This is a genomic window from Kribbella sp. NPDC020701 (assembly GCF_055562215.1).
In genome coordinates this window covers 338,483-360,645 of sequence record NZ_JBVHFT010000008.1, presented here as the reverse complement: position 1 = coordinate 360,645, position 22,163 = coordinate 338,483, and the positions used below count along the sequence as shown (strand labels likewise).

General features: G+C 68.6%; 27 protein-coding genes and 1 pseudogene. 14 read left to right on the top strand and 14 right to left on the bottom strand.

Annotated elements, in window-relative coordinates; genetic code table 11:
- Positions 1-125: 125 nt before the first annotated feature.
- The gene (locus ACZ3HV_RS21695) at positions 126-956 is read right to left on the bottom strand and encodes an SAM-dependent methyltransferase (protein WP_465686776.1); all 831 of its coding nucleotides are present in this window, start codon (positions 954-956) and stop codon (positions 126-128) included.
- Between the two features lie 162 nt (positions 957-1,118).
- Between ACZ3HV_RS21695 and ACZ3HV_RS21690 the strand changes: the two genes are divergently transcribed.
- On the top strand, positions 1,119-1,991 hold the full coding sequence (locus tag ACZ3HV_RS21690) for a helix-turn-helix domain-containing protein (RefSeq protein ID WP_465686775.1): 873 nt from the start codon (positions 1,119-1,121) through the stop codon (positions 1,989-1,991).
- 3 nt (positions 1,992-1,994) lie between these two features.
- Here the strand turns inward: ACZ3HV_RS21690 and ACZ3HV_RS21685 are convergent, their stop codons facing one another.
- Positions 1,995-2,486: a winged helix-turn-helix transcriptional regulator gene (locus tag ACZ3HV_RS21685; protein ID WP_360363819.1), complete on the bottom strand. Its 492-nt coding sequence runs from the start codon at positions 2,484-2,486 to the stop codon at positions 1,995-1,997.
- 55 nt (positions 2,487-2,541) lie between these two features.
- On the opposite strand from ACZ3HV_RS21685, the gene ACZ3HV_RS21680 reads away from it, so the two are divergent.
- On the top strand, positions 2,542-3,180 hold the full coding sequence (locus ACZ3HV_RS21680; RefSeq protein ID WP_465686774.1) for a GNAT family N-acetyltransferase: 639 nt from the start codon (positions 2,542-2,544) through the stop codon (positions 3,178-3,180).
- 447 nt (positions 3,181-3,627) lie between these two features.
- Here the strand turns inward: ACZ3HV_RS21680 and ACZ3HV_RS21675 are convergent.
- The 3 genes and pseudogenes from ACZ3HV_RS21675 to ACZ3HV_RS21665 all read right to left on the bottom strand — a co-directional run.
- Positions 3,628-4,193: pseudogene (locus tag ACZ3HV_RS21675) on the bottom strand (epoxide hydrolase family protein); the annotation flags it as partial.
- A complete protein-coding gene (locus ACZ3HV_RS21670; RefSeq protein ID WP_465686773.1) occupies positions 4,183-4,530 on the bottom strand; it encodes a VOC family protein in 348 nt (115 codons plus the stop codon). The pseudogene ACZ3HV_RS21675 and the gene ACZ3HV_RS21670, both read right to left, overlap by 11 nt.
- A gap of 32 nt (positions 4,531-4,562) precedes the next feature.
- Complete coding sequence (locus tag ACZ3HV_RS21665) at positions 4,563-5,204, bottom strand: TetR/AcrR family transcriptional regulator (protein ID WP_465686772.1); 642 nt, start codon at positions 5,202-5,204, stop codon at positions 4,563-4,565.
- A gap of 103 nt (positions 5,205-5,307) precedes the next feature.
- Here ACZ3HV_RS21665 and ACZ3HV_RS21660 point away from each other — a divergent pair, with 103 nt between their 5' ends.
- Together ACZ3HV_RS21660 and ACZ3HV_RS21655 are read left to right on the top strand one after the other, a co-directional pair.
- Entirely contained in the window at positions 5,308-6,771 is a 1,464-nt protein-coding gene (locus ACZ3HV_RS21660) for an MFS transporter (RefSeq protein WP_465686771.1), read from the top strand.
- Between the two features lie 95 nt (positions 6,772-6,866).
- Complete coding sequence (locus tag ACZ3HV_RS21655; protein WP_360363829.1) at positions 6,867-7,094, top strand: hypothetical protein; 228 nt, start codon at positions 6,867-6,869, stop codon at positions 7,092-7,094.
- A 9-nt stretch (positions 7,095-7,103) separates the two neighbouring features.
- Here ACZ3HV_RS21655 and ACZ3HV_RS21650 read toward each other — a convergent pair whose 3' ends face one another.
- Complete coding sequence (locus ACZ3HV_RS21650) at positions 7,104-7,685, bottom strand: dienelactone hydrolase family protein (protein WP_465686770.1); 582 nt, start codon at positions 7,683-7,685, stop codon at positions 7,104-7,106.
- Positions 7,686-7,740: 55 nt separating this feature from the next.
- On the opposite strand from ACZ3HV_RS21650, the gene ACZ3HV_RS21645 reads away from it, so the two are divergent.
- On the top strand, positions 7,741-8,322 hold the full coding sequence (locus tag ACZ3HV_RS21645; protein ID WP_465686769.1) for an ArsR/SmtB family transcription factor: 582 nt from the start codon (positions 7,741-7,743) through the stop codon (positions 8,320-8,322).
- On the opposite strand, the gene ACZ3HV_RS21640 is transcribed toward ACZ3HV_RS21645, so the two are convergent.
- Positions 8,286-9,134, bottom strand: coding sequence for a helix-turn-helix transcriptional regulator (locus ACZ3HV_RS21640; RefSeq protein WP_465686768.1), 849 nt, complete (start codon positions 9,132-9,134; stop codon positions 8,286-8,288). The genes ACZ3HV_RS21645 and ACZ3HV_RS21640 overlap by 37 nt on opposite strands.
- 69 nt (positions 9,135-9,203) lie before the next feature.
- Here ACZ3HV_RS21640 and ACZ3HV_RS21635 point away from each other — a divergent pair, with 69 nt between their 5' ends.
- Genes ACZ3HV_RS21635 through ACZ3HV_RS21625 form a run of 3 tightly spaced genes read left to right on the top strand, consistent with a single transcriptional unit; the run spans position 9,204 to position 11,410 of the window.
- Entirely contained in the window at positions 9,204-10,025 is an 822-nt protein-coding gene (locus ACZ3HV_RS21635) for a phytanoyl-CoA dioxygenase family protein (protein WP_465686767.1), read from the top strand.
- Positions 10,012-10,470: a pyridoxamine 5'-phosphate oxidase family protein gene (locus ACZ3HV_RS21630; RefSeq protein WP_465686766.1), complete on the top strand. Its 459-nt coding sequence runs from the start codon at positions 10,012-10,014 to the stop codon at positions 10,468-10,470. Before ACZ3HV_RS21635 ends, ACZ3HV_RS21630 begins: the two co-directional genes overlap by 14 nt.
- A 13-nt stretch (positions 10,471-10,483) precedes the next feature.
- Positions 10,484-11,410, top strand: coding sequence for an aldo/keto reductase (locus ACZ3HV_RS21625; protein ID WP_465686765.1), 927 nt, complete (start codon positions 10,484-10,486; stop codon positions 11,408-11,410).
- Between the two features lie 82 nt (positions 11,411-11,492).
- On the opposite strand, the gene ACZ3HV_RS21620 is transcribed toward ACZ3HV_RS21625, so the two are convergent.
- Positions 11,493-12,656 (bottom strand): acyl-CoA dehydrogenase family protein, encoded by a 1,164-nt coding sequence (locus ACZ3HV_RS21620; protein WP_465686764.1) that lies wholly within the window; start codon positions 12,654-12,656, stop codon positions 11,493-11,495.
- A gap of 135 nt (positions 12,657-12,791) precedes the next feature.
- Between ACZ3HV_RS21620 and ACZ3HV_RS21615 the strand changes: the two genes are divergently transcribed.
- Positions 12,792-14,129, top strand: coding sequence for a UDP-glucose dehydrogenase family protein (locus ACZ3HV_RS21615; RefSeq protein WP_465686763.1), 1,338 nt, complete (start codon positions 12,792-12,794; stop codon positions 14,127-14,129).
- 6 nt (positions 14,130-14,135) lie between these two features.
- Here the strand turns inward: ACZ3HV_RS21615 and ACZ3HV_RS21610 are convergent, their stop codons facing one another.
- The 3 genes from ACZ3HV_RS21610 to ACZ3HV_RS21600 all read right to left on the bottom strand — a co-directional run bounded on the left by ACZ3HV_RS21610 (position 14,136) and on the right by ACZ3HV_RS21600 (position 17,142).
- Positions 14,136-15,356, bottom strand: a complete 1,221-nt coding sequence (locus ACZ3HV_RS21610) for an MFS transporter (RefSeq protein WP_465686762.1) — start codon at positions 15,354-15,356, stop codon at positions 14,136-14,138.
- Positions 15,357-15,432: 76 nt separating this feature from the next.
- Positions 15,433-15,936, bottom strand: coding sequence for a 5-(carboxyamino)imidazole ribonucleotide mutase (gene purE / locus ACZ3HV_RS21605; RefSeq protein WP_360363852.1), 504 nt, complete (start codon positions 15,934-15,936; stop codon positions 15,433-15,435).
- A 9-nt stretch (positions 15,937-15,945) separates the two neighbouring features.
- Positions 15,946-17,142 carry a 5-(carboxyamino)imidazole ribonucleotide synthase gene (locus ACZ3HV_RS21600; RefSeq protein WP_465686811.1) on the bottom strand — a complete coding sequence of 399 codons (1,197 nt, stop codon included), beginning with the start codon at positions 17,140-17,142 and terminating at the stop codon, positions 15,946-15,948.
- A gap of 121 nt (positions 17,143-17,263) precedes the next feature.
- On the opposite strand from ACZ3HV_RS21600, the gene ACZ3HV_RS21595 reads away from it, so the two are divergent.
- A complete protein-coding gene (locus tag ACZ3HV_RS21595) occupies positions 17,264-17,824 on the top strand; it encodes a GtrA family protein (protein ID WP_360363854.1) in 561 nt (186 codons plus the stop codon).
- Between the two features lie 78 nt (positions 17,825-17,902).
- The gene (locus ACZ3HV_RS21590; protein ID WP_465686761.1) at positions 17,903-19,114 is read left to right on the top strand and encodes a GNAT family N-acetyltransferase; all 1,212 of its coding nucleotides are present in this window, start codon (positions 17,903-17,905) and stop codon (positions 19,112-19,114) included.
- Positions 19,115-19,121: 7 nt separating this feature from the next.
- Here the strand turns inward: ACZ3HV_RS21590 and ACZ3HV_RS21585 are convergent, their stop codons facing one another.
- Positions 19,122-19,295, bottom strand: a complete 174-nt coding sequence (locus ACZ3HV_RS21585; protein WP_465686760.1) for a hypothetical protein — start codon at positions 19,293-19,295, stop codon at positions 19,122-19,124.
- Positions 19,292-19,723: an ATP-grasp domain-containing protein gene (locus ACZ3HV_RS21580; protein WP_465686759.1), complete on the bottom strand. Its 432-nt coding sequence runs from the start codon at positions 19,721-19,723 to the stop codon at positions 19,292-19,294. The genes ACZ3HV_RS21585 and ACZ3HV_RS21580 overlap by 4 nt, the downstream gene beginning before the upstream one ends.
- Between ACZ3HV_RS21580 and ACZ3HV_RS21575 the strand changes: the two genes are divergently transcribed.
- A complete protein-coding gene (locus tag ACZ3HV_RS21575) occupies positions 19,709-20,098 on the top strand; it encodes a hypothetical protein (RefSeq protein ID WP_465686758.1) in 390 nt (129 codons plus the stop codon). The genes ACZ3HV_RS21580 and ACZ3HV_RS21575 overlap by 15 nt on opposite strands.
- On the opposite strand, the gene ACZ3HV_RS21570 is transcribed toward ACZ3HV_RS21575, so the two are convergent.
- On the bottom strand, positions 20,095-20,712 hold the full coding sequence (locus tag ACZ3HV_RS21570) for a PH domain-containing protein (protein WP_465686757.1): 618 nt from the start codon (positions 20,710-20,712) through the stop codon (positions 20,095-20,097). The genes ACZ3HV_RS21575 and ACZ3HV_RS21570 overlap by 4 nt on opposite strands.
- A 108-nt stretch (positions 20,713-20,820) precedes the next feature.
- On the opposite strand from ACZ3HV_RS21570, the gene ACZ3HV_RS21565 reads away from it, so the two are divergent.
- Positions 20,821-22,035: an OFA family MFS transporter gene (locus ACZ3HV_RS21565; protein WP_465686810.1), complete on the top strand. Its 1,215-nt coding sequence runs from the start codon at positions 20,821-20,823 to the stop codon at positions 22,033-22,035.
- Positions 22,032-22,139 (top strand): MFS transporter small subunit, encoded by a 108-nt coding sequence (locus tag ACZ3HV_RS21560; RefSeq protein WP_465686756.1) that lies wholly within the window; start codon positions 22,032-22,034, stop codon positions 22,137-22,139. Before ACZ3HV_RS21565 ends, ACZ3HV_RS21560 begins: the two co-directional genes overlap by 4 nt.
- The last annotated feature ends 24 nt before the right edge of the window (positions 22,140-22,163 follow it).

Genomic DNA, 22,163 nt, shown 5'->3' with positions numbered 1-22,163 from the left:
TCCCCCCCCCCCCCCCTCTCTCCCCCCCCCCCCCCCCCCCACCCCCCCCCCCCCCCCCCCTCCCCCCCCACCCCTCCCCCCCCCCCCCCCCCCCCCCCCCCCCCCCCACCGTCGTACGCGATCGATCAGAGTTTGCGGCCGACTGCTCCGGCGATGCACTCCTCGACCTGGTTGAGGGGCTTGACCCGGGGGCCGTCCGGCCACCAGTCGTCGCAGAGCGCCAGACCCGGCGGGATCAGCTCCTGGTCGGGGAACAGCTCGAGCAACTGCTCCCGTGTGCGGAAGACGCCACTGCCCATCGGGCTGTGGACGAACTTGTCCTCCATCATCCGGGCGATCTCGGAGTGCTCCGGCGTCTCCGGGTCGAAGAAGTGCGCGACCACCGTGTACGACCCCGGCACCACGGCGTCGACGTACTTCTTCATGATCTGCGGGCCGTCGTCACCGACGTAGTGGTGCAGGGTGCCGTTCTGGATGACGGCGATCGGCTGGCTGAAGTCGAGGAAGTCGTTCACCTCGGACAGGCTCAGCACGTCGTCGGGGTCGAAGATGTCGGCGCTGACGAACCGCGTGTGCTCGTTCTCCTCCAGCAGCGCCCGGCCGTGCGCGAGCACCACCGGATCGTTGTCGATGTAGAGAACCTTCGCCTCCGGCTGCAGCCGCTGCACGACCTGGTGGGTGTTCTCCGCGGTCGGCAGCCCGGAACCGCAGTCCAGGTACTGCGTGATGCTCGCCTGGCCGGCCAGGAACCGGCAGGCCCGGATCAGGAAGTTCCGGTTCGACCAGGCCAGGTCGTTGACCTGGGGCGCCACGCTGGCGACCTGGCGGAGCACCTCGCGGTCGATCTCGAAGTTGTCCTTGCCGTTCAGTGCGGCGTCGTACACCCGGGCGATACTGGCCCGGGTGGTGTCCACGCCCACCGGGATCGAACTGGGTGCCTTGGTGGCATCGGGCATCAGTGGGCCTCGCAGAGGATCGGGATGACTGAGGCTCCGACTCTACTGACAGTAGGGTCCGGTGAACACGTCGTGTATGCGCGTCAGGCTGGACGAGATCACAATCTGTTGTGAAATGATCTACTGCTTGCACCGGGACACAGGGCTGCTGGGAGGCGAGGCGTGACGGAACCGGGCACGTACGGCGGCCCAACCGCCCTGCGGATCATGCTCGGCGTACACCTGCGCCGGCTGCGTGAGGAGGCCGGGATCACCCGGACCGACGCGGGCTGGGCGATCCGTGGCTCGGAGTCCAAGATCAGCCGGCTCGAGCTCGGCCGGGTCGGTTTCAAGGTCCGCGACGTCGACGACCTGCTCACGCTCTACAAGCTCAAGGACGGCGAGGAACGCGAACGTCTGCTCAACCTGGCCCGGGACGCCAACAACCCGGGCTGGTGGCAGCGGTACGACGACCTGACGCCGAACTGGTTCCACTCCTACCTCGGCCTGGAGATGGCCGCGGACCTGGTCCGGACCTTCGAGCTCCAGTTCATCCCCGGCCTGTTGCAGACCCCCGACTACGCCCGGGCCGTGGTCCAGCTCGGCCGGCAGGACAGGCCGCTGGCACGCTCGGAGCAGGAGCGTCTGGTCGCCTTGCGGATGGGCCGTCAGCAGGTGCTCACCAGGCCGCGACCGGCCCGGCTCTGGGCAGTCGTCGACGAGGCCGTACTGCGCCGGCCGATCGGCGGCAAGGCGGTGCTGAAGACCCAACTGGAGTTCCTGATCGAGGCATCGAAGCGGCACAACATCACGCTGCAGATCATCCCGTTCGACAAGGGCGGCTACACCGCGACCGGCGGCGCCTTCACGCTGCTGCGTTTCAACGACACCGACCTGCCGGACATCGTCTACATCGAGCATCTGACCAGCGCCGTCTACCTGGACAAGCGCGAAGACCTCGACGCGTACGTCGTCACGATGGACGCACTCTCCATCACCGCGGCTCAGCCCCGCGAGACCGACCGCATCCTCCGCGAAGCCATCGACGCCATTTAGCAGTCAGCCTGCCAGCGCGCGGAGTTGTGCGCCCGGTCCGGGGCGGATCGCGACTTCACGCGGTGTCGGTTCGTGGCCGGCTTCGCACTGCAGGACGACGTGCACGCGCTCGTTGCAGTCGCCGCGATGGCGGGGCTCGATCGGCGGGCCGCCGTCGAGCGGAAGGTACTCGTCGCCCCACTGGATCATCGCGACGAGGACCGGATACAGCGCCAGTCCGGCCTCGGTGAGGCGGTACTCGAACCGTTCGCGCTGGCCGGGCAGGCGGTACGGCTGACGGCGCAGCAAGCCGCGCTCGATCAGGGCCGCGAGGCGCTCGGTCAGCACCTGCCGCGGGATCCCGGCCCGGGCCCGGATGTCCTCGAACCGCCGGACGCCGACGAACAGCTCGCGCAGCACATGGAACGTCCACTTGTCGCCGAGGATCTGCATCGTCCGCGAGATCGTGCAGTTCTCGGTCGACCAGCGCATCGCCTCGGGCACCTGCTCTGTCATAGCGTCAGGATAAGTCCGCTTGACAGACTTAGCCAAGCCGAGTCAGGCTGAATCCGTGAACCAGACTCAGACAACGGACCGGGCGCGGGCGTCGCAACCGGTGCCGACGCCGATGAGTACGCCGCTCGTCCGCCGTGCCGGTGAAGCCGACACGGACGAGCTGGCGCGGATGCTCACGGGGCTGACCGACGTCAGCCTCTACTTCCGGTTCCAGACCGCCATCGGCCGGCCGCCCCGGCCCGCACTCCTGCTGCGGATGCTGTGCCCGACCGGCGACGCGTTCGTCGCGACCCGTGCGAACGCGATCGTCGGCCACGCGATGTGGGCCTGGGCGCCGGGCGATTCCACTGCCGAGCTGGCGGCGATCATCAGCGAACCCGAGCAGGGGCGCGGGCTCGGGATCCGGATGCTGTCGATCGCGGCCGCGGACGCCATCGCGGCCGGCGCCACGCGCTTCCTGTTCATGGTCGGCGCGGCCAACGACCGGACGATCCGGATGATCCGCCGCCGCTGGCCCGAGGCAACGGTGCAGCGCGAGGGCACGCTCCTCGAGTTCTCCGTACCGGCGCGCCTACCGGACCAGCCGGAAGAACGCGCGGATGTCGTCGACGAGCAGGTCCGGCGCCTCGAGCGCGGCGAAATGCCCGCCACGGGTGAACTCCGACCAGTGCACGATCCGGTGCCGGCGATCTAACACCCGCCGGATCGCGGGATCCGTCGGAAACACCGCGACACCGGTGGGGACGCCCGGCCCGAGGTCGTCAGCCGCGGTGCGATTCTCGTAGTACAGGTTGGCCGAGGACGCGCTCGTGTTCGTGAACCAGTAGATGCTTGCATCGGTCAACAGGTGATCGAGCTCGACCGCATCCTCGGGCAGCACACGCGCCGGATCGGTCCACTCCCAGAACTTCTCGAGGATCCAGGCCAACTGCCCCACGGGCGAATCGCTCAACCCGTACGACACGGTCTGCGGCCGCGTCCCCTGCAGCTCGGCGTACCCGGTCCCGACCGCACGCAGCCGCTCGGCAGCTTGGAGCCGCCCGCGTTCGAGGTCCGTGAGCTGCTCGACATCACCGGGCTCGATCGCCGGATACGCCAAGCCACCATTGACATGTACGCCGATCACGTGCGCCGGATCGACCTGCCCGAGCAGGGGTGACACGACGGATCCGGTGTCGCCGCCCTGAGCGCCGTACCGCTGATAACCGAGCCGGCTCATCAGCTCGGCCCAGGCTCGCGCGATCCGCCCGTGGTTCCAGCCCGCGGACTCCAACGGCACCGAGAACCCGTGCCCCGGCACGGACGGCGCCACGACGTGAAAGGCATCCCGCGCATCTCCGCCGTACGCCGCCGGGTCCGTGAGCGGACCGAGGATCGGCAGGAACTCGGCAATCGACCCGGGCCAACCGTGCGTCATGATCAGCGGCAGCGCGTCATCTTCGGGCGATCGAACATGCAGGAAGTGAATCGCCTGCTCGTCGATCCGCGTCGTGGCTGCGGATACTCGTTGAGCCGCGCTTCCCGCACCCGCCAGTCATAGGCCAGCCAGCGATCGACCACCCCGCGCAAATAGCCCACCGGCACCCCACGATCCCACCCGTCCCCAGGCAGTTGCCGCGGCCAACGAACTCGCCGCAGCCGCTCCCGCAGGTCATCGAGCTCCGCATCCGGCACCTCGATGCTGAACGGGATCACTTCAGAGGTCATACGCCGTCTGGTGCAGCGGCTGGTAGAGGCCGACCTCCCCACCCCCGGGCAACCGGATCGACGTCACCAGACCCCAGCGCTCTTCCTGTACCGGCTTGACGAACTCCACTCCCCGCGCGGTCAGCTCGGCGACGGTTCGCTGGAGGTCGTCGCACATCAGGAACAGCTCGTGCGACTCCTCGCCGGCCGGATGCATCGCCACCTCGGCCGGCGGCAGCTTGAAGATCAACCAGCCGTGGCCGGTGTCAATGTGCGGATACTCCAGCACGTCCCGGAAGAAGTCCCGATCCGCCTCGGCATCCCGGCTGTAGATGATCACATGCGCACCATTGATCATCTCCCGCACTCTACTCGGGAACGCGAGAACACTCAGGTAGTCACCGGTGCGGTCCACAGGCCGACGATGCCGTCGATGAGGCCGTCGGCCATCTCGCGCCAGGTCGCTCGTGCGGTGGGCGTCCCGTCAGCCTGAGCGCGTTCGAACTCCGCGGTCATCTGGAGGATCAGATGGCGTGCCATGTCGCCGCGTTCGAGCCGCACCGGCAACGGCAGCTCGGCCAGGCACTCGTTGAGCCCTTCAAGAATCTGTTGCAGCGTCGGCGACGTCAGTGATTCCTCGATCTGGATCTCCCGCAAGGACGGATCGGTCATCAGCTGCGCGCTGAACCGGGCCAGCCAGCTGGGCGTGCCGAGGCTGCCCATGTGATCGGTGGCCGACCGGACCAGGCAGGTGACCCAGTCCCGCACGTCCGGCCGCGGGCCGAGCTCTGCCAGCAACTCCCGCCGTCGTGCCTCGATCGGCTCGGAATGCTTGCGCACGATCGCCCGGATCAGATCGGCCTTGGTCCCGAAGTGATAGCCGACCGCCGTGTTGTTGCCCTGCCCGGCCGCCTCGCTGATCTGCCGGTTCGACACCTCGTGCACGCCCCGCTCGGCGAACATCCGCTCCGCCGTGGCCATGATCAGCTCCCGAGTCTGGTTGACCCGCTCGGTCCGGACTTCCTTCGCCATCATCATCACCATTCACAGTCTGCCCGGCGAACTTGTTTAAGTCAACTGCCTGACTTAAAGTCTAGTTGCACAAACCAACTATCTAGTTCGTCGGAGGCTCGTGATGTCCGCTGCTCCTACCTCGGCTGCGTCTGAAGCCGAGGCGCCCCCAGCGCCTGCGCGCACCGGTGCCGTCGTACCGGTGCTCGCCTCGGCCGGCATCACGGTCGCGCTGATGCAGACCCTGGTGATCCCGCTCGTCCCGGAACTGCCGAAACTGCTGCACGCCTCGGCCGCCGGGACCGCCTGGGCGATCACCGCCACCCTGCTCGCGGCCGCGGTCGCGACGCCGATCATGGGCCGGCTCGGCGACATGTACGGCAAGCGCCGGATGCTGCTGATCAGCATCGGCATGCTGATCACCGGCTCGGTCGTCGCCGCGCTGAGCAGCTCGCTCATCCCGATGATCGGCGGCCGTGCGCTGCAGGGCCTGGCGGCCGGCGTGATCCCGCTGGGCATCAGCATCATGCGCGACGAGCTGCCATCGGAGAAGCTCGGTACGGCGACCGCGCAGATGAGCGCGTCACTCGGTGTCGGCGGTGCGCTCGGTCTGCCCGCGGCCGCGCTACTGGCCGAGAACTTCAACTGGCACACGCTGTTCTGGCTGTCGGCCGCCCTCGGCGCGATCGTCTTCGTCCTCGTTCTGCGCCTCGTTCCCGAGTCATCGGTCCGCTCCGGCGGACGGTTCGACGTACTCGGTGGGGCCGGGTTGTCGGTCGGCCTGATTTCGTTGCTGTTGGCAATCTCTCAGGGTGCCGACTGGGGCTGGACCGGTGGCCGGACCCTCGGCCTGTTCGCGCTCGCGGTCGCCGCGCTGCTCGCGTGGGGCTGGTGGGAACGCCGTACCGACGAGCCGCTGGTCGACCTGCGCACGACGGCCCGCCCGCAGGTGCTGCTCACAAACCTGGCCTCGATGGTGTTCGGGTTCGCGATGTTCGCGATGTCGCTGGTCCTTCCGCAGTTGCTGCAGATGCCGAAGGCAACCGGGTTCGGCCTCGGCCAGTCGATGCTGGCGTCCGGTCTGGTGATGGGCCCGTCCGGCCTGGTCATGCTGATCACCGCGCCGTTCTCGGCGAAGATCTCCAAGACCCGCGGCCCGAAGGTCACGCTGATGCTCGGCGCCGTCGTCGTCGCGGCCGGGTACGGCGTGGGCAGTGTGCTGATGAGTTCGGTCTGGGAGCTCGTCCTGGTCTCGCTGCTGATCGGCGCCGGCATCGGCCTCGCGTACGGCGCGATGCCCGCGCTGATCATGGCCGCCGTACCGGTCTCGGAGACCGCGGCCGCGAACAGCTTCAACACGCTGATGCGGTCGATCGGCACCTCGGTGTCCAGCGCGGTCGCCGGGGTGATCCTGGCCCAGCTGACCATCAGCCTCGGCGGCTACACGTTGCCGTCGCAGACCGGCTTCCGCGTCGTGCTCCTGATCGGCGCCGGCGCCGCATTGACCGCCCTCGCGATCGCTTCCTTCATCCCGACCCGCCGCGTCGCGGACTCACCGGCCTTGGAAGCCGAGGCGGCGCGCGCCTGACGACGTCGGCACCGGCCGGGTGCGGCCGCTTGACACCAAGCGGACACCACCTGGCCGGTTCACGTCACGCCGATGTGGCGCATACTGGAGACCTGATGGAATCCTTCCGCGGGACGACGCGTCGTCATCTGTCCACGAGCCCCTTCAAACCCCGCGTGCCGGACCCGGTCAAAGTCTTCGAGGTCGGGCAGCGAGTGTCCCACGACAGAGAAGGCCTGGGCCGGATCAGCTCGGTCGACGGCGGTTACGCGGTCGTCGTCGACTTCGGCGCCGGCAAGCTGATGCGCATCCAGGCCCCCTTCACCAAACTCCACGCCCTGTAGCTCCGCCCCTCACGCCTCGAGCGCGCCGAGGAAGGTGAGCACGCGGCGCGTCAGCAGTGCGGCCGCCGCTTCGTCGTACGCCGGAAGTGAGGCGTCGGCGAAGAGGTGGTCCTTGCCGGGGTAGAGGAACAGCTCGGCCTGGTCGGTGGATGCGACCAGCTCCCGGGCCGCGTCCAGATCACCCTCGTCGGCGAAGAACGGGTCGCCGTCCATGCCGTGGATCTGCACGGGTACGCCGGCCGGCCACGAGCCGAACTCGGACACCGGCAGACACGAGTAGAGGAACACGGCACCCTTCGCCCCCGGGCGCGTCTGCGTGAGCTGCTGCGCGGGCATCACGCCGAGCGAGTGCCCGATGTAGACGACACTGTCGGAGAATCCCTCGGCAGCCTTGAGGCCGCGGTCGAGGATCACCCCGAAGCCGGTCTCCTTCGCGTACCCGATCCCCTCCTCGAGGGTGGCGAACGTCCGGCCCTCGAAGAGGTCGGGCGTGTGAACGGTGTGGCCCGCCTGACGTAGCTCGCCGGCGAACGACTTCATCCCGTCGGTCAGTCCCTGAGCATGGTGGTACAGCACAACCTCGGCCATCATCAACTCCAATGATCCAAATATCTCGAACAATCGGCGATGCTAGTCTATTCGGATCATGTCGATCAACAGTTCGGTCCCCGATTACGACCTCGCGGACACCATCGAGCTGACCACCGTGGAGCAGGTCCGCGCGATCAGCGACCCGTTGCGAACGACGATCCTCGGCCTGCTGCACGAGCGGGCCGCGACCGTGACCGAGCTGTCCATCGCGGTCAAACGCCCGAAGAGCACGGTCGCGCACCACGTGAAGGTGCTGACCGACGCCGGCATCCTGCAGGTGGTCCGGACCCGGCGGGTGCGGGCGATCGAGGAGCGGTTCTACGGCCGGGCCGCCCGGATGTTCTACGTCGGTCTCGGCCGCCAGGGGCAGGAGGGGCAGCTGCCGCACGACTTCAACGACTTCGAGGTCGCCGCCGACGAGTCCAAGTCGGCGTACGAGGCCGGGCAGATGCGATCGTTCATCCGGCATGCCCGGATCCCCGAGGAGCGCGCGGCCGAGTTCTGGCAGGAGGTCGACCGGGTCATCCACGCCTTCGACCAGCTGCCGCGCTCCGGCGACACCACCTACGGCTTCACGGTCGGCCTCTACCCGATCCTCGACTACCCGACGCTGCCGCCGGCCGAGGACGAGCGGTAGGCAGTCGGCGTGGTCCCGGCGAGCTGACGGAAGACCCGGGCGAAGTGCTGACTCGAGCTGAAGCCCAGGCTGAGGGCGAGCGCGGTGATGGTCACGTCGCTGGTGTCGAGGAGCTGCCGGGCGCGGTCGATCCGGCGTTCGTTGAGATACCGATGCGGCGGCTGACCCAGCTGGCCGGCGAACAACTCCGCCAGGTACGACGGCGCGAGGCCGACGCGATCGGCTAGCTGCCGGAGTGTCCACCGTTCGTGAAACTCCTGATCCAGAAGGCGTTTCACGGTCCGCACCGCCGGATGCATCGCGAGCTGCGGTACGGCGGTCGGCGTCATGGATCGCGCGACCGCCAGCACCAGATGGTCGACCGCGAGCGCCAGACCGGTTCCGGCGTACTCGTAGCGCGTGGTGAGCTCGCGGACCAGTTGGGCGAAGGCGTAAGCGAGCTCTCCCGCCTCCCGGTGCACCACGGTCTTCGGCCATGGCGTCGCCAGCGGCGGTTGGCGGCGTACGACGGGATCCAGGTCGATGGCGGCGAAGTAGAAGTGGTGGTTGCCCGAGCGTCCGGCCAGATGGTGGGTGACGTTGGGCGGTACGGCGAAGAGGTGGCCGGGCCGGAGGACATAGCTCTCCGCACCGGCCACCCAGTGCGTGATGCCGTGCAGTTGCAGGTAGATCTCCCAGACCGGATGGTCGTGCGGCTCGATCAGGAACTGCTCGGGGACCCACTGCTCACCGGCATGCACGAGACCGCTGATCGGGTCGTGCACATCGGCATGGAAGCCCGCACGGAGTCCGCTCGGCCGGGTGAGAGACACCTGAAGATTGTGTCCAGTCGCCTGAACAACGGCAACGCCTCCGACCACCGGGCTGGCTACGGTTTTCGCATGCTCCCAGGACCTGACGACATCGCCTGCTACCGCGAACACGGCTACTGGATCTCGCCGGTGATCGTGCCGCCCGAGGTACTCGACGCGGCCGAGCGCGGGATGGAACGCTTCTACGCCGGCGATCACGACCACGCCCTCCCGGACCTGCCGGCGACCCGTGGCTGGCAGCCGTCCGATGGCGACGTACTCCGGAAGAACGACTACTCCTCGCTGCGGGTGGACGAGCTCGCGGCGCTGGTCCGGCATCCGGCGATCGGCGCGACGGCGGCCGCGCTGTCCGGTGCGGACGGGATCCGGTTGTGGCACGACCAACTGCTGCGGAAGCCGGTGGGCGGCTCGGCGCAGGTGGGCTGGCACACGGACCGGCAGTACTGGCAGTCCTGTACGTCGGACGACATGCTGACCGCGTGGGTCGGGTTCCATGACGTGGACGAGGTCAACGGTGCGGTGTCGTTCCTGCCAGGGAGCCATCGGTGGGACGTGACCGGGCTGGACTTCTTCTCGCAGGACAACGAGTCGCTCGCGGCCTCAATCGTCAAGCAGGGCTTCGATCCGACTCCGTTCGTACCCCGGATGCGGCGCGGCCAGGTCAGCTTCCACCACTGCCGCACAGTCCACGGCAGCTCGGCAAACCGCAGTACGGCGCCACGCCGGTCCCTCGCCATCCACCTGCAACCGAGTGACAACCGTTGGCGCCCCGGCTCGGCACATCCGAACGACACGCTCGTCCGGCACAACCCCGATCCCGACTACACCGACCCGGCAATCCAGCCCCAGCTCTGGCCGAATCCGTTAGCGTCCTGGGGTGGACACTCGTAGCGGACTCGATCTTGTTTCCCGGCTCGGCAGTCAGGATCACTGGCTCGCCGTGCTCATCACCCAACGCCGCTCCGGCGAACCGGCCGCCTCGGTCGTGAACGCCGGCGTGCTGGACCATCCGCTCACCGGCGAGCCGGTCGTCGCCCTCGTCGCCCGCGGCGGTACGGCGAAGCTCGCCCACCTACGGCGATCCCCGCAGGCCACGCTCGTCTTCCGCGCGGGCTGGCAGTGGGTCGGCGTCAGCGGTTCCGTCGAGCTCGCGGGGCCGGACGACGCCCTGCCCGGCATCGACGCGGAGCGTTTGCGATTGCTGTTGCGCGACATCTACCACGCGGCCGGCGGCGTGCACCCGGACCTCGAGGAATACGATCGCGCGATGGCGGCAGACCGTCGTACGGCGGTCCTCGTCAAGCCGGAACATTTCACCGGCAACCCACCCGAGTAGAAGGACGGCTGCTGTGGAGACGGTTGAGTTGGGCGGGTCCGGGATGGTCGTGTCCCGGGTTGTGCTGGGGCTGATGCGGATCAAGCAGCTCACGGACGCCGAGATCCGGGAGCTCGTCGGTGCCGCGCGCGAGGCCGGGGTGACGATGTTCGACCACGCCGACATCTACGGCGGGTCGCATGGCTGCGAGCAGCGGTACGGCGACGCGCAACCCGTCCCGCCGGCGGAGCGGGACCAGGTCACGATCCAGTCCAAGGTGGGCATCCGCGCCGGCTTCTTCGACTCCTCTCGCGAACACATCCTGTCGAGCGTCGAGCAGTCGCTGAAAGCGTTGCGGACCGACTACCTGGACCTGTTGCTGATCCATCGCCCGGACACCCTGGTCGAGCCGGACGAGGTCGCTGCCGCGTTCGACGAGCTCCACAGCAGCGGCAAGGTCGGGGCGTTCGGCGTCTCGAACCACACGCCCGCGCAGATGGAGTTGCTGGCCAAGTCGGTCCGGCAGCCGCTCGTCGCCAACCAGATGCAGTTCAGCATCGCGAACGCCGCCCTCGTCGCCCAAGGCCTGGCCGCGAACATCACCGGGCTCGACCAGTCCGCCGACCTGGATCTCGGCGTACTCGACTACAGCCGACTGAAGGACATCACCATCCAGACCTGGGGCTCGTTGCAGAAGCCGCCACCCGGCGGGGTCTTCCTCGGCGACCGCGAGAACTACCCCGAGCTCAACGACGCCCTCGACCAACTCGCCCACGACCACGGCACCACCCCCACCGCGATCGCCGTCGCCTGGATCGCCCGGCACCCCGCCCGCATGCAGATCGTCGTCGGCACCACCAACCCCACCCGCCTCCGCGAAGCCGCCGCAGGCGCGACCGTCGACCTCACCCGCGAACAGTGGTACCGCCTCTTCACCGCCGCCGGCCACACCCTCCCGTAGTCCATCTGGTGACTGGGCGGCTAGTGGCACATGCGCCGCGTCCACTCAGCACGTCTGCGGTAACCGGCGGAGCACGCGTGGGTTAGCCGAGGCCCTTGAGTAGTTGGCGGGCCATCACGATGCGTTGGACCTGGTTAGTGCCTTCGTAGATTTGGGTGATTTTGGCGTCTCGCATCATGCGTTCGACGGGGTAGTCGTGGGTGTAGCCGTAGCCGCCGAGGAGTTGGACGGCGTCGGTGGTGACGGCCATGGCGACGTCGGAGGCGAAGCACTTGGCGGCGGCGCCGAAGTAGGTGAGGTCGGCGTCACCGCGCTCCGAGCGTGCGGCCGCGGCGTACGTGAGTTGGCGGGCCGCCTCGATCTTCATGCCCATGTCGGCGAGCATGAACTGCAGGCCCTGGAACTCCGCGATCGCCTTGCCGAACTGCTTGCGCTCCTTCACGTACCCGAGCGCGTAGTCGAGCGCACCCTGGGCGATCCCGAGCGCCTGCGCGGCGATCGTCACGCGGGTGTGGTCCAGCGTCGCCATCGCGGTCGCGAACCCGGTGCCCGGCTCTCCGATCATCCGCGAAGCCGGGATCCGCACGTTGTCGAAGTACACCTCGCGGGTGGGCGAGCCCTTGATGCCGAGCTTCTTCTCCGGCGCCCCGAACGACACCCCCTCATCCGACTTCTCCACCACGAAGGCAGAAATTCCGCGAGACCGCGCCGCTGGATCCGTCACCGCGAAGACCGTGTAGAAGTCGCTCACCCCGGCGTTGGTGATCCACCGCTTCACACCGTTCAGAACGAACCCGTCGCCATCGGCGACCGCGCGCGTCTTCATCGAGACCGCGTCCGAGCCGGCCTCGGGCTCGGACAGGCAGTACGAGAACATCGCGTCACCCGACGCGACCGGCGGCAGGTAGCGCTGCTTGACCTCGTCCGAGGCGGACAGCAGCAACGGCAGCGAGCCGAGCTTGTTGACCGCCGGGATCAGCGAGGTCGAGGCGCAGGCTCTGGCGACCTCCTCGATCACGATCACCGTCGCGAGCGCGTCCGCCCCGGCGCCGCCGTACTCCTCCGGGATGTGCGGGGCGTGGAAGTCCGACGCCTTGAGCGCGTCGTACGACGCCTTGGGGAACTCGGCGAGCTCGTCCACGTCCCCCGCGTGCGGGGCGACCTTGGCGTCGCAGACGTCGCGCACGGCGTCGCGGATCGCCTGGTGCTCCTCGGACAGCGCGTACAGGTCGAATGAGTTACTCACGAGTCACACAGTACGACGAACAATCCGCGTACGGAGGACGTCGTACGCCGAAAGTGACCAACAGCGCACGCCTTGGAGAGCCGGTGGACATGAGCCGGTCACCGCTTGATAACCACGATGGGTAGAGTCCCCGGCATGAGTGAAGCGACCTCCCGCCCCCTGCGGATCGCCGTCATCGGCACCAGCTACCTCGGCGCGAACACCGCCGCGGGGATGGCCGAGTTCGGTTTCGACGTCATCGGCGTCGAGATCGACGAGCACCGGCTGAAGCTGCTGAACGACGGCAAGGCGCCGCTGTACGAACCCGGGCTGGACCCGCTGCTGAAGAGGCACGTCGAGTCCGGCCGCCTGCGGTTCACCAAGGACTACCGCGAGATCGCGGACTGGGCCGACGTGCACTTCATCGCCGTCGGCACCCCGCAGCTCGAGGGCAGCGAGGCGGCCGACCTGTCCCAGGTGCACTCGGTCGTCGACATGCTCGCGCCGCTGCTGACCAGGCCGACGCTGGTCGTCGGCCGGTCCACGGTCCCGGTCGGTACGTCGGCGATCCTGGAGCAGCGGTTCCACGCCGAGTCCCCGGCCGGCACGGCGGTCGAGCTCGCCTGGCAGCCGGAGTTCCTCCGCGAGGCGCACGGCGTGGACGACACGCTGCACCCGGACCGCCTGGTCTTCGGCCTGCAGTCGGAGACCGCCGAGACCCGGCTGCGGGAGGTCTTCGCGACCCCGATCGCCGAGGGTACGCCGGTCGTCGTCTGCAACCGGCCCACCGCCGAGCTGGTCAAAGGCGGCGCGAACGCCTTCCTGGCCACGAAGATCTCGTTCATCAACGCGCTCGCCGAGCTGGCCGACGCGACCGGCGCCGACGTCACCCAGCTGGCCGACGCGCTCGGGTACGACAAGCGCATCGGCCGCGGCATGCTGAACGCCGGCCCCGGCTACGGCGGCGGCTGCCTGCCCAAGGACCTGCGCTCGTTCATGCACCGGGCCGGCGAGCTCGGCGTCGAAGAGGTGATCACGCTGCTGCGTGAGGTCGACGACATCAACCAGCACCGCCGGGCCCGGATCGTCGACGTCACCCACGAGGTGCTCGGCGGCGAGTGGGTCGGCAAGAACATCACCGTCCTCGGTGCCGCCTTCAAGGCCGGTACGGACGACGTCCGCGACTCGCCCGCCCTCGACGTAGCCGGCCGGATCCAGCTGCACGGCGCGAATGTCACTGTCTACGACCCCGAGGCGATGGAGAACGCCCGCAAGGTCCGCCCGACCCTGCGCTACGCCGCCTCCGCCACGGAGGCCTGCGAGGGTGCGCACGCCGTACTGCACCTGACCGAGTGGCCCGAGTTCCGGGAGCTGGACCCGGCCGCGCTCCGCGGCGTGGTGGAGCACCCGGTCGTGATCGACGCCCGTCTGTTGCTCGACGCCGCCGCCTGGCGCGCCGCCGGCTGGACCTACCGGGCTCCCGGCAAGCCCTAAAGCCCCTTAGGACACTGTCGCGTTACGGATGACCGGGCGGCTGAGGGCCACGAGCCCGATCAGTGCGGCCGCGACGCCGATCCCCAGGCACACACCGGTGATGCCGACGCTGCTGACGTCGGCGAGGCTGCCCAGGATCGGGTTCATCACGACCAGGGCGAGGCTCTGGCAGAGCACGATGACCGACTGCAGCCGGGACTGGTACTCGCGCTCCACCGAGTTCATCAGCAAGGGCAGTACGTGCCCGGTGAAGGTGCCGACACCGATGCCGCTGACCACAGCAGCCGCGATGGTCAGCGGCAGTGGGTCCAGCGCGGACAGTCCGATGAATCCGACCGCCGCGAGCAGCAGGCCGAGCATCGCGACGATGCCCGGTCGCTGGAACGCGCCGCGCATCAGGATGCGGATCGAAACGACGCCGACCCCGAGGCTGCGGGTGGCGATCAGGATGCCCGCGGTCTGCGCGTCCCAGTGGTGGTAGCGGGCCAGCAAGGGCAGCAGCAGCGAGTCCATCGGGATCAGCAGACCGGCCGCGATGGTCATCGTGATCAGCAGTGCGCGGGTCAGTGGCCGGCCGAACGCCGCGCGGACGCCGTCGACGATCGAGCGGAACATGGTCGTGGTCCGCGCACCGTGCGGCGCCGTCGTCCCGCGCAGCAGGATCAGGACGATGATCATGATGCCGAAGGTGAGGGCGTCGAAGCCGGCCGCGGCTGTCAGGCCGGCCCAGTTGACCAGGACACCGCCGACCGCGGTGCCGGAGACGGCGAAGACGACGCCGATGACCTGGAAGCTGGCCAGGGCGCGCGGCACCTGCGCCGGCGGGACGAGCAGGCGCGGCATGGATCGCGACGACGGCAGGAAGAAGGCGTCGATCACGCCGACGACGAGCGCCAGCACGACCAGCAGCCAGATCGGCTCGCCCACCGCCGCCGAGGCCGGGACCAGGGCGGCCGTCACCAGGAACATCGCCGTACAGCTGACCAGCAGGACGCGAGGCGCGCCGAAGCGGTCGCCGACGGCGCCGCCGATCAGCAGCAGAGCGGCCCGAGGGGCAGCGGCCAGCAGCAGGATGAGGCCGGCGACGCGGCCGCCGTGCTGGGTGGCCGACCATCCGATGGCGAACGTCATCGTCAAGTCACCCAGCAAGGACACGACGGCGCCGAACAGCCAGATCCAGTAGCGGACCGGGATGCGCTGCGTATCCGGTTCAGTGGGCGGAGTCACGATCGACGACCTTAGACGACAACGGGTGGGATCACACGACTACCCTGCTGCAGCTTGTGGAAAACCTGAGGCGTATTCAGCCTTTACGGAGCTCTGCCGCGCCATTACGCACAGTATCGCCCTTGGCCCGGGCCAGATCGGCCAGGGACTCCTGGAAGGCGATCATCCGGTCCCGCAGTTTCTCGTCGGACGCGGCCAGGATCCGGACCGCGAGCAGGCCCGCGTTGCGCGCGTTGCCGATCGACACCGTCGCCACCGGGACGCCGGCCGGCATCTGCACGATCGACAACAGCGAGTCCATCCCGTCCAGGTACTTGAGCGGCACGGGTACGCCGATCACCGGCAACGGAGTCACCGACGCGAGCATGCCGGGCAGGTGCGCGGCCCCGCCGGCACCGGCGATCAGCACCTTCAGTCCCCGCTCGTGCGCTGACCGTCCGTAGTCGATCATCTCGGTCGGCATCCGGTGCGCCGACACCACATCTGCCTCGAAGGGCACATCGAACTCGACGCACACCTCGGCCGCGGCCTTCATCGTCGGCCAGTCGCTGTCCGACCCCATCACGATGCCAACACTCATGCGTCACCCCTACTCGTCGATGGTTCCGGTCAGGTACGCGGCCGCGTGCCGGGCGCGTTCCCGGGTCTGCTCGAGGTCGTCTCCGTACGCCGTGACGTGGCCGATCTTGCGACCCGGCTTGACCGACTTGCCGTAGAAGTGGACCTTCAGGCCGGGGTCGCGGGCCAGGCAGTGCAGCAGCCCGCGGTGCATGTCCTCGACGTCGCCGCCGAGCACGTTGACCATCACCGTGTACGGCGCTCGCGCGGCCGGCGATCCGAGTGGCAGGTCGAGCACCGCCCGCAGGTGGTTCTCGAACTGGGACGTGACCGCGCCGTCGATCGACCAGTGGCCGGTGTTGTGCGGACGCATCGCGAGCTCGTTGACCAGCAGGCGCCCGTCGCGGGCCTCGAACATCTCGACCGCGAGGATGCCGACGACGCCGAGCTCACCCGCGATCCGCAGCGCGGTCTGCTGGGCCTGGGCCGCTCTCTCCGGTGCGAGGCCGGGTGCGGGTGCGGTCACCTCGACGCAGATGCCGTCCTTCTGGACGGACTCGACGATCGGGTACGCGACGGCCTGGCCGTGCGGTGAGCGGGCCACGATCGCGGACAGTTCGCGAACGAAGTCGACCTTCTCCTCGGCCAGGATCGGTACGCCGCTGTCGAGCGCGACCGTGATCGCGTCGTCGTCCGGGCCGTCGATGAACCACACGCCCTTGCCGTCGTACCCGCCGCGGGTGGTCTTGAGGATGATCGGGAACCCGCCGACCCGCTTGGCGAAGTCCGCGACGTCGGCCGCGGTCTCGACCGCCTGATGCGCCGGCGAGGGTGCGTCGAAGGTGTCGAGCCGGCGGCGCATGACCGCCTTGTCCTGGGCGTGGACCAGCGCGTCGGGTCCCGGGTGGACCTTCATGCCGTCCGCCTCGAGCATGTGCAGCAGATCGGTCGGGACGTGCTCGTGGTCGAACGTGACCACGTCGCACTCGGCGGCGAACCGGCGTACCGTCTCGGGGTCCTTGTAGTCGCCGACGGGCGCGTCCGCGACCGTCTGGGCGGCCGACACCGTCGGGCCCTCGGCGAGCACGCGGAGCTGGATGCCGAGCGCGACCGCGGTTTCCTGCGTCATCCGGGCCAGCTGACCGCCGCCGACCATACCGACCACGGGCGTTCCGACGGGGAGATCCTTGCGATCGAACTTCACAGGCTGGAGCTTATGTCCATACATCATCCGTCCGGCAGCGGGCTACGGACACGCGCGGGGGATTTCGGAACCGGACCGTTCGCCGGGTACCGTGGGAAACTGACCCTCCCCGTTGCGATGCGATCACAGAAGGTTTCCGAGACCGTTGAAGCTTGTCACCACGCTGTATCGCCAGGTTGAGCACCTGGTGCACGAAGTGGCCAAATTCGGTCTGGTCGGTCTGCTCGGTCTGGTCGTCGACCTGCCGATCTACAACTGGCTGGTCTTCAACAACCCTCTGGTGCTCGCCGACTCCGGCGAGGGCATGCTGCACCACAAGCCGCTGACCGCGAAGCTGATCTCGACGACGGTCGCGACCATCGTGACCTACTTCGGGAACCGGTACTGGACCTGGCGGCACCGGGAGCGCAGCGGGCTGCACCGCGAGTACGTGCTGTTCTTCGTCCTGAACGGCATCGGCCTGCTGATCGCGGCCGGCTGTCTGGCCTTCTCCCGCTACGTCCTAGACCTGCACAGCTGGCTGTCCGACAACATCGCCGCGAACTTCGTCGGCCTGGGTCTCGGCACCCTGTTCCGCTTCTGGTCCTACCGCAAGTTCGTCTTCCGCGAAGAGATCGAACTCGACGAGGCCGAACACACCCCCGCCCCCAACTCCCCCGCCGCCCTGGACCCCGAATCCACCGGAGACCTCCCGGCCGTCCGCTAGCGCCGGCTTCACGAATCCCGGAACTGCCGGCGCAGTTTATCGTTGGCTGTCTGTCGGTGGGGCGTGTGAGGATGCGGCATGGCTGAGATCGTGGTTCGTGTCGGGGTGGCCGGGGACTTCGAGGACGTGTCGGAGCTGTTCGGGGCGGCGATGATGTTTGATCCGTCGCCTAATGAGCTGGGTCGGCAACTCTTCGAGCCTGAGCGCGCGTTGGTGGCGACCGATGGCGGGGAGGCTGTCGGGACTACCCGGGCGTTGACGCGGGATTTGTCGGTGCCGGGCGGCGTGGTGGCGGCCGCGCATGTGACCGGGGTCGGGGTGAAGGCGACGCATCGTCGGCGGGGTGTCATGTCGGCGTTGATCACCCGGCAGTTGCGTGAGGTGCCGGAGGCGATCGCGGTGCTCTGGGCCAGCGAGCCGGGGATCTACGGCCGGTTCGGGTACGGCGCTGCCACGTGGGGCACGGCGTACGAGGTCGATCTGCACCGCGTCGGCCCGCCCAGCGTGCGGATCCGTCCCGGCGAGCTCGGCGAACTGACCGCGGACGACGCCCTCAAGGAGCTGCCGCCGCTCCTCCGCAGCCTGCAGGAACGACGGCCGGGAGTGTCCGGCCGCTCCGAGCTCCAGTGGCAGCGGCGGCTGGAAGACAAGAAAGACGATCGGCACGGCAAGACTGCCCGGCGGATCCTCGTGCACCGTGACGAGACCGGCGCCATCGACGGGTACGCGCTGTGGCGCGGCAAGCTGAACTGGGGCGCGACCGGTCCGGCCAGCGAGGTGTCGCTCCAGGAGCTCGTCGCGCTCGAACCGACGGCGTACAAGGCGTTGTGGCAGCACGTGCTGACGCTGGATCTGGCCGCCACCCTCGAGTTCGAGTACGCCGCCGTCGACGAGCCGCTGCAGCAACTCGTCACCACCCCGACCGCGCTGAACCGGCGGCTGAACGAGTCGCTCTGGCTCCGCGTGACGGACGTCGCTCGCGCCCTCGAACAGCGCCGGTACGCCGTCCCCGTGGACCTCGTCCTCGACATGACGGACGACCTGATCCCGGCCAACGCCGGCCGGTTCCGGCTCACCGCCGACTGTACGACGGCCCGGTGCGAACGGACCGACGATCCGGCCGACCTGACGCTGTCCGTGACCGAGCTCGGCGCGATCTACCTCGGCGGCCGCACCCTCGCCGAGTTCGCCGCCACCGGCCGGGTCACCGAGCACACCCCAGGAGCGGTGGCCGCAGTGACCTCAGCCTTCACCTGGCCGATCGCCCCGGTCAGCATCGAGGTCTTCTGACAACGGCTCAGATCGTCACGATCGCGGTCACGCCGAGGGCCACACCGACGAAGTAAGTGCCGAACGCCCCGAAGTCGCGAAGCGGAGCGCCGCGGATCCCGCGCTGCCGCGAGACGTTGGCGCCGAGGACGAACAGCAGAATGCCCATCAGCGCAATGCAAACGATGGTGACAGTACTCATGCGACTACCCCTTCCGGGAGCAGCGCCGGTTCGATGAGCCGGCGGACGATGGTTTCGCTCAGCCGGGTGCCGAGCAGGGCGTCGGTCTTGTGCATGCCACCCGGGCAGGTCACGTTGACCTCGATCAAGCGGCCGCCGATGACGTCTGCCCCGGCGATGGCGAGGCCATGCCGGCGCAGGAGCGGACCGAGGGCGGCGACGATCGCGCGGTCGGCGTCGTCGATCGTTGCCGGCGCGACCGGCGGCCCGATCCGGAAGTCGTCGGCGGCAGGCCGGCGCAGCACCGCACCGGCGATCTCACCGTCGACGAGGAACAGCCGTTTGTTGCCATGCGCAACGGTCGGCAGGTACTCCTGGGCGATCACCTGCCGCTGGCCGCCGTGGGTGGCCGACTCCAGCAGCGCGACCGCGGTGTGGTCGTCGCGCACCAGCCACACGTCGAGTCCGGCACCGACGTCAAGCCGGCCCACAACTCGGTGTTCGGGACACTGACCGAGGACGGCGCCCGGGCCGCGGAGATGGCCGCCCGCGCCGGCATGACCCGGCAGTCGATGGGTGAGGTGATCCGCGACCTGGTCGCCCTGGACGTCCTCGAGATGCGCACCGACCCCGCCGACGGCCGCGCCAAGGTCGTCACCTACACCGATCACGGCGTGTCGGTCGCGAGCGACGGCCGTCGGCACCTGATCGAGCTCGAGAAGTGGCTCACCGATGAGTTGGGCACCGACGCCTACGAGACCTTCCGCGACGTCCTGTCCCGCCTCCCTGAGCTCCTCGATCGCTGGTCCGGTGCGGACTCCTAGCGGTCGTTGTCGTCGGAGCTGAAGAGGGTCTCGCTGTCGTCCGTGCGAGGTTGCTGCTGCTGCGGGCGGCGGCGCATGTGGTCCGGGGGCTCCTCGTCCGCGAGGATGCCGTCGCCGGGCCGGCCTTCCGGACCACCGAAGAGCAGGTCGGACATCTGCAGATGGACGTGCTCGACATGCGGTACGTCGGGCAGCACGACCTGACCGCGCTCACCGGCGGACTCGATGTGCAGGGTCCCGCAGCCGAGCATCCGGTCGATCAGGCCGTGCTCGTAGGAGACGTCGTTGATCCGCATCAGCGGGATGTCCCGCCCGGTCCGGGTGAGGATGCCGTGCCGGGTGATCAGCCGGCGGTTCGTCACCGTGTACGTCGAGAAGAACCAGTTCAGGAACGGCTTCAGCGCGAAGGCGGCCAGGATCACCACACCGACCGCGAGGATCGCGATCCGTCCCGGTGTCTGCAGCGATCCGGACGGCACGATCGCGGCCAGGAAACCGCCGCCGCCCGCCACCAGGAGCAGCAGGAACACCGGAAAGATCAGCGCCTTCCAGTGCGTCCGGGTGCTGACGACGACGTACTCGTCCTCACCCAACAACTTCGCCGAGATCGCCATGCCCCCAGTGTCACAGTTCCCAGGTTCGCTGTCCCCTCCCGACACGATCGGGCCGGACCGGCCCCGACACGATCGGGCAAGGAAGTGATTTAACACTTCACAAAATGCATACAGTGCGCCAGTCGCCTGTCCGCCGCGGTCGGCGGCACCTGGGTCGAGCGCAACGGCCCGCGCAAGGCGATGTTCGTGTCCGCGTGTTTCTGGGCCACCGGCTTCCTGGTCGGCGCCCTCGGCATCGGCACCGGCCAGCTCTGGCTGGTCTACCTGGGGTACGGCGTGATCGGCGGCATCGGCCTGGGCATCGGCTACATCTCCCCGGTCTCGACGCTGATCAAGTGGTTCCCGGACCGCCCGGGCCTGGCCACCGGCCTGGCGATCATGGGCTTCGGCGGCGGCGCACTCGTGGCCAGCCCGCTGTCGCGGCAACTGCTGAGTGTGTACGACTCCGGCTACGACCCGGACGTCAGCTCGTCGGTCGCCGGTGGTGGTGCGCTGGTCGGCCTGTTCCTCACCCTCGGCATCGGCTACTTCGCGATCATGATGTTCGGGGTCTTCAACATCCGGGTGCCCGCCGAGGGCTGGGCACCGGACGGGTTCGACCCGGCGACGGTGAAGCAGAAGCCCCTGGTGACCACCGCCAACGTGTCAGCGGCCAACGCGATCAAGACACCGCAATTCTGGTGCCTGTGGATCGTGCTGTTCTGCAACGTGACCGCGGGGATCGGGATCCTCGAGCAGGCCAGCCCGATGATCCAGGACTTCTTCCGCGGGTCGGACGGCAAGTCAAGCGTCGCGGTCGCGGCAGCGGCCGGGTTCGTCGGACTGCTGTCGATCTTCAACATGGCCGGCCGGTTCGGCTGGTCCACCACGTCGGACGTGATCGGCCGCAAGCCCATCTACGCGATGTACCTGGGTGTCGGCATCATCGCCTACTTCCTGCTCGCGACCGTGGGGCACAACAGCACGGTGATCTTCGTCCTGCTGGCCGCGGTGATCATCTCGTTCTACGGCGGTGGTTTCGCGACGGTTCCGGCGTACCTGCGGGATCTCTTCGGCACCTATCAGGTCGGTGCGATCCACGGCCGGCTGCTGACCGCGTGGTCGGCGGCGGGTATCGCCGGGCCGCTGATCATCAACGGTTTCCTGGACCACGAAGGCAAGCCGGGCACGCTGACGGCCGCGGCGTACCGGCCGGCGTTGTTCACGATGGTCGGCGTGCTGGCCTTCGGCTTCGTCGCCAACCTGATGATCCGCTCGGTCTCCGACCGGTTCTACGAACAGCATCATCCGGGGGCCGAAGCAACTGTGGAGGCAGCGCAATGACCCAGACCGCACGCCTGGTGATCTCCTGGCTCCTGGTCGCCGTACTCCTCGGCTACGGCATCATCGAAACCCTGATCACCGCGGCAAAGATCTTCACCAGCTAAAACAGCGAAAACGATCAAGTACGA

Excerpts from the sequence above, each read along its gene's own strand:
- ACZ3HV_RS21695 (WP_465686776.1), bottom strand. The coding sequence starts at position 956 with ATGCCCGATGCCACCAAGGCACCCAGTTCGATCCCGGTGGGCGTGGAC.
- ACZ3HV_RS21685 (WP_360363819.1), bottom strand. The coding sequence starts at position 2,486 with ATGACAGAGCAGGTGCCCGAGGCGATGCGCTGGTCGACCGAGAACTGC.
- ACZ3HV_RS21670 (WP_465686773.1), bottom strand. The coding sequence starts at position 4,530 with ATGATCAATGGTGCGCATGTGATCATCTACAGCCGGGATGCCGAGGCG.
- ACZ3HV_RS21665 (WP_465686772.1), bottom strand. The coding sequence starts at position 5,204 with ATGGCGAAGGAAGTCCGGACCGAGCGGGTCAACCAGACTCGGGAGCTG.
- ACZ3HV_RS21660 (WP_465686771.1), top strand. The coding sequence starts at position 5,308 with ATGTCCGCTGCTCCTACCTCGGCTGCGTCTGAAGCCGAGGCGCCCCCA.
- ACZ3HV_RS21655 (WP_360363829.1), top strand. The coding sequence starts at position 6,867 with ATGGAATCCTTCCGCGGGACGACGCGTCGTCATCTGTCCACGAGCCCC.
- ACZ3HV_RS21650 (WP_465686770.1), bottom strand. The coding sequence starts at position 7,685 with ATGATGGCCGAGGTTGTGCTGTACCACCATGCTCAGGGACTGACCGAC.
- ACZ3HV_RS21645 (WP_465686769.1), top strand. The coding sequence starts at position 7,741 with ATGTCGATCAACAGTTCGGTCCCCGATTACGACCTCGCGGACACCATC.
- ACZ3HV_RS21635 (WP_465686767.1), top strand. The coding sequence starts at position 9,204 with ATGCTCCCAGGACCTGACGACATCGCCTGCTACCGCGAACACGGCTAC.
- ACZ3HV_RS21615 (WP_465686763.1), top strand. The coding sequence starts at position 12,792 with ATGAGTGAAGCGACCTCCCGCCCCCTGCGGATCGCCGTCATCGGCACC.
- purE (WP_360363852.1), bottom strand. The coding sequence starts at position 15,936 with ATGAGTGTTGGCATCGTGATGGGGTCGGACAGCGACTGGCCGACGATG.
- ACZ3HV_RS21600 (WP_465686811.1), bottom strand. The coding sequence starts at position 17,142 with ATGTATGGACATAAGCTCCAGCCTGTGAAGTTCGATCGCAAGGATCTC.
- ACZ3HV_RS21590 (WP_465686761.1), top strand. The coding sequence starts at position 17,903 with ATGGCTGAGATCGTGGTTCGTGTCGGGGTGGCCGGGGACTTCGAGGAC.
- ACZ3HV_RS21585 (WP_465686760.1), bottom strand. The coding sequence starts at position 19,295 with ATGAGTACTGTCACCATCGTTTGCATTGCGCTGATGGGCATTCTGCTG.
- ACZ3HV_RS21570 (WP_465686757.1), bottom strand. The coding sequence starts at position 20,712 with ATGGCGATCTCGGCGAAGTTGTTGGGTGAGGACGAGTACGTCGTCGTC.
- ACZ3HV_RS21560 (WP_465686756.1), top strand. The coding sequence starts at position 22,032 with ATGACCCAGACCGCACGCCTGGTGATCTCCTGGCTCCTGGTCGCCGTA.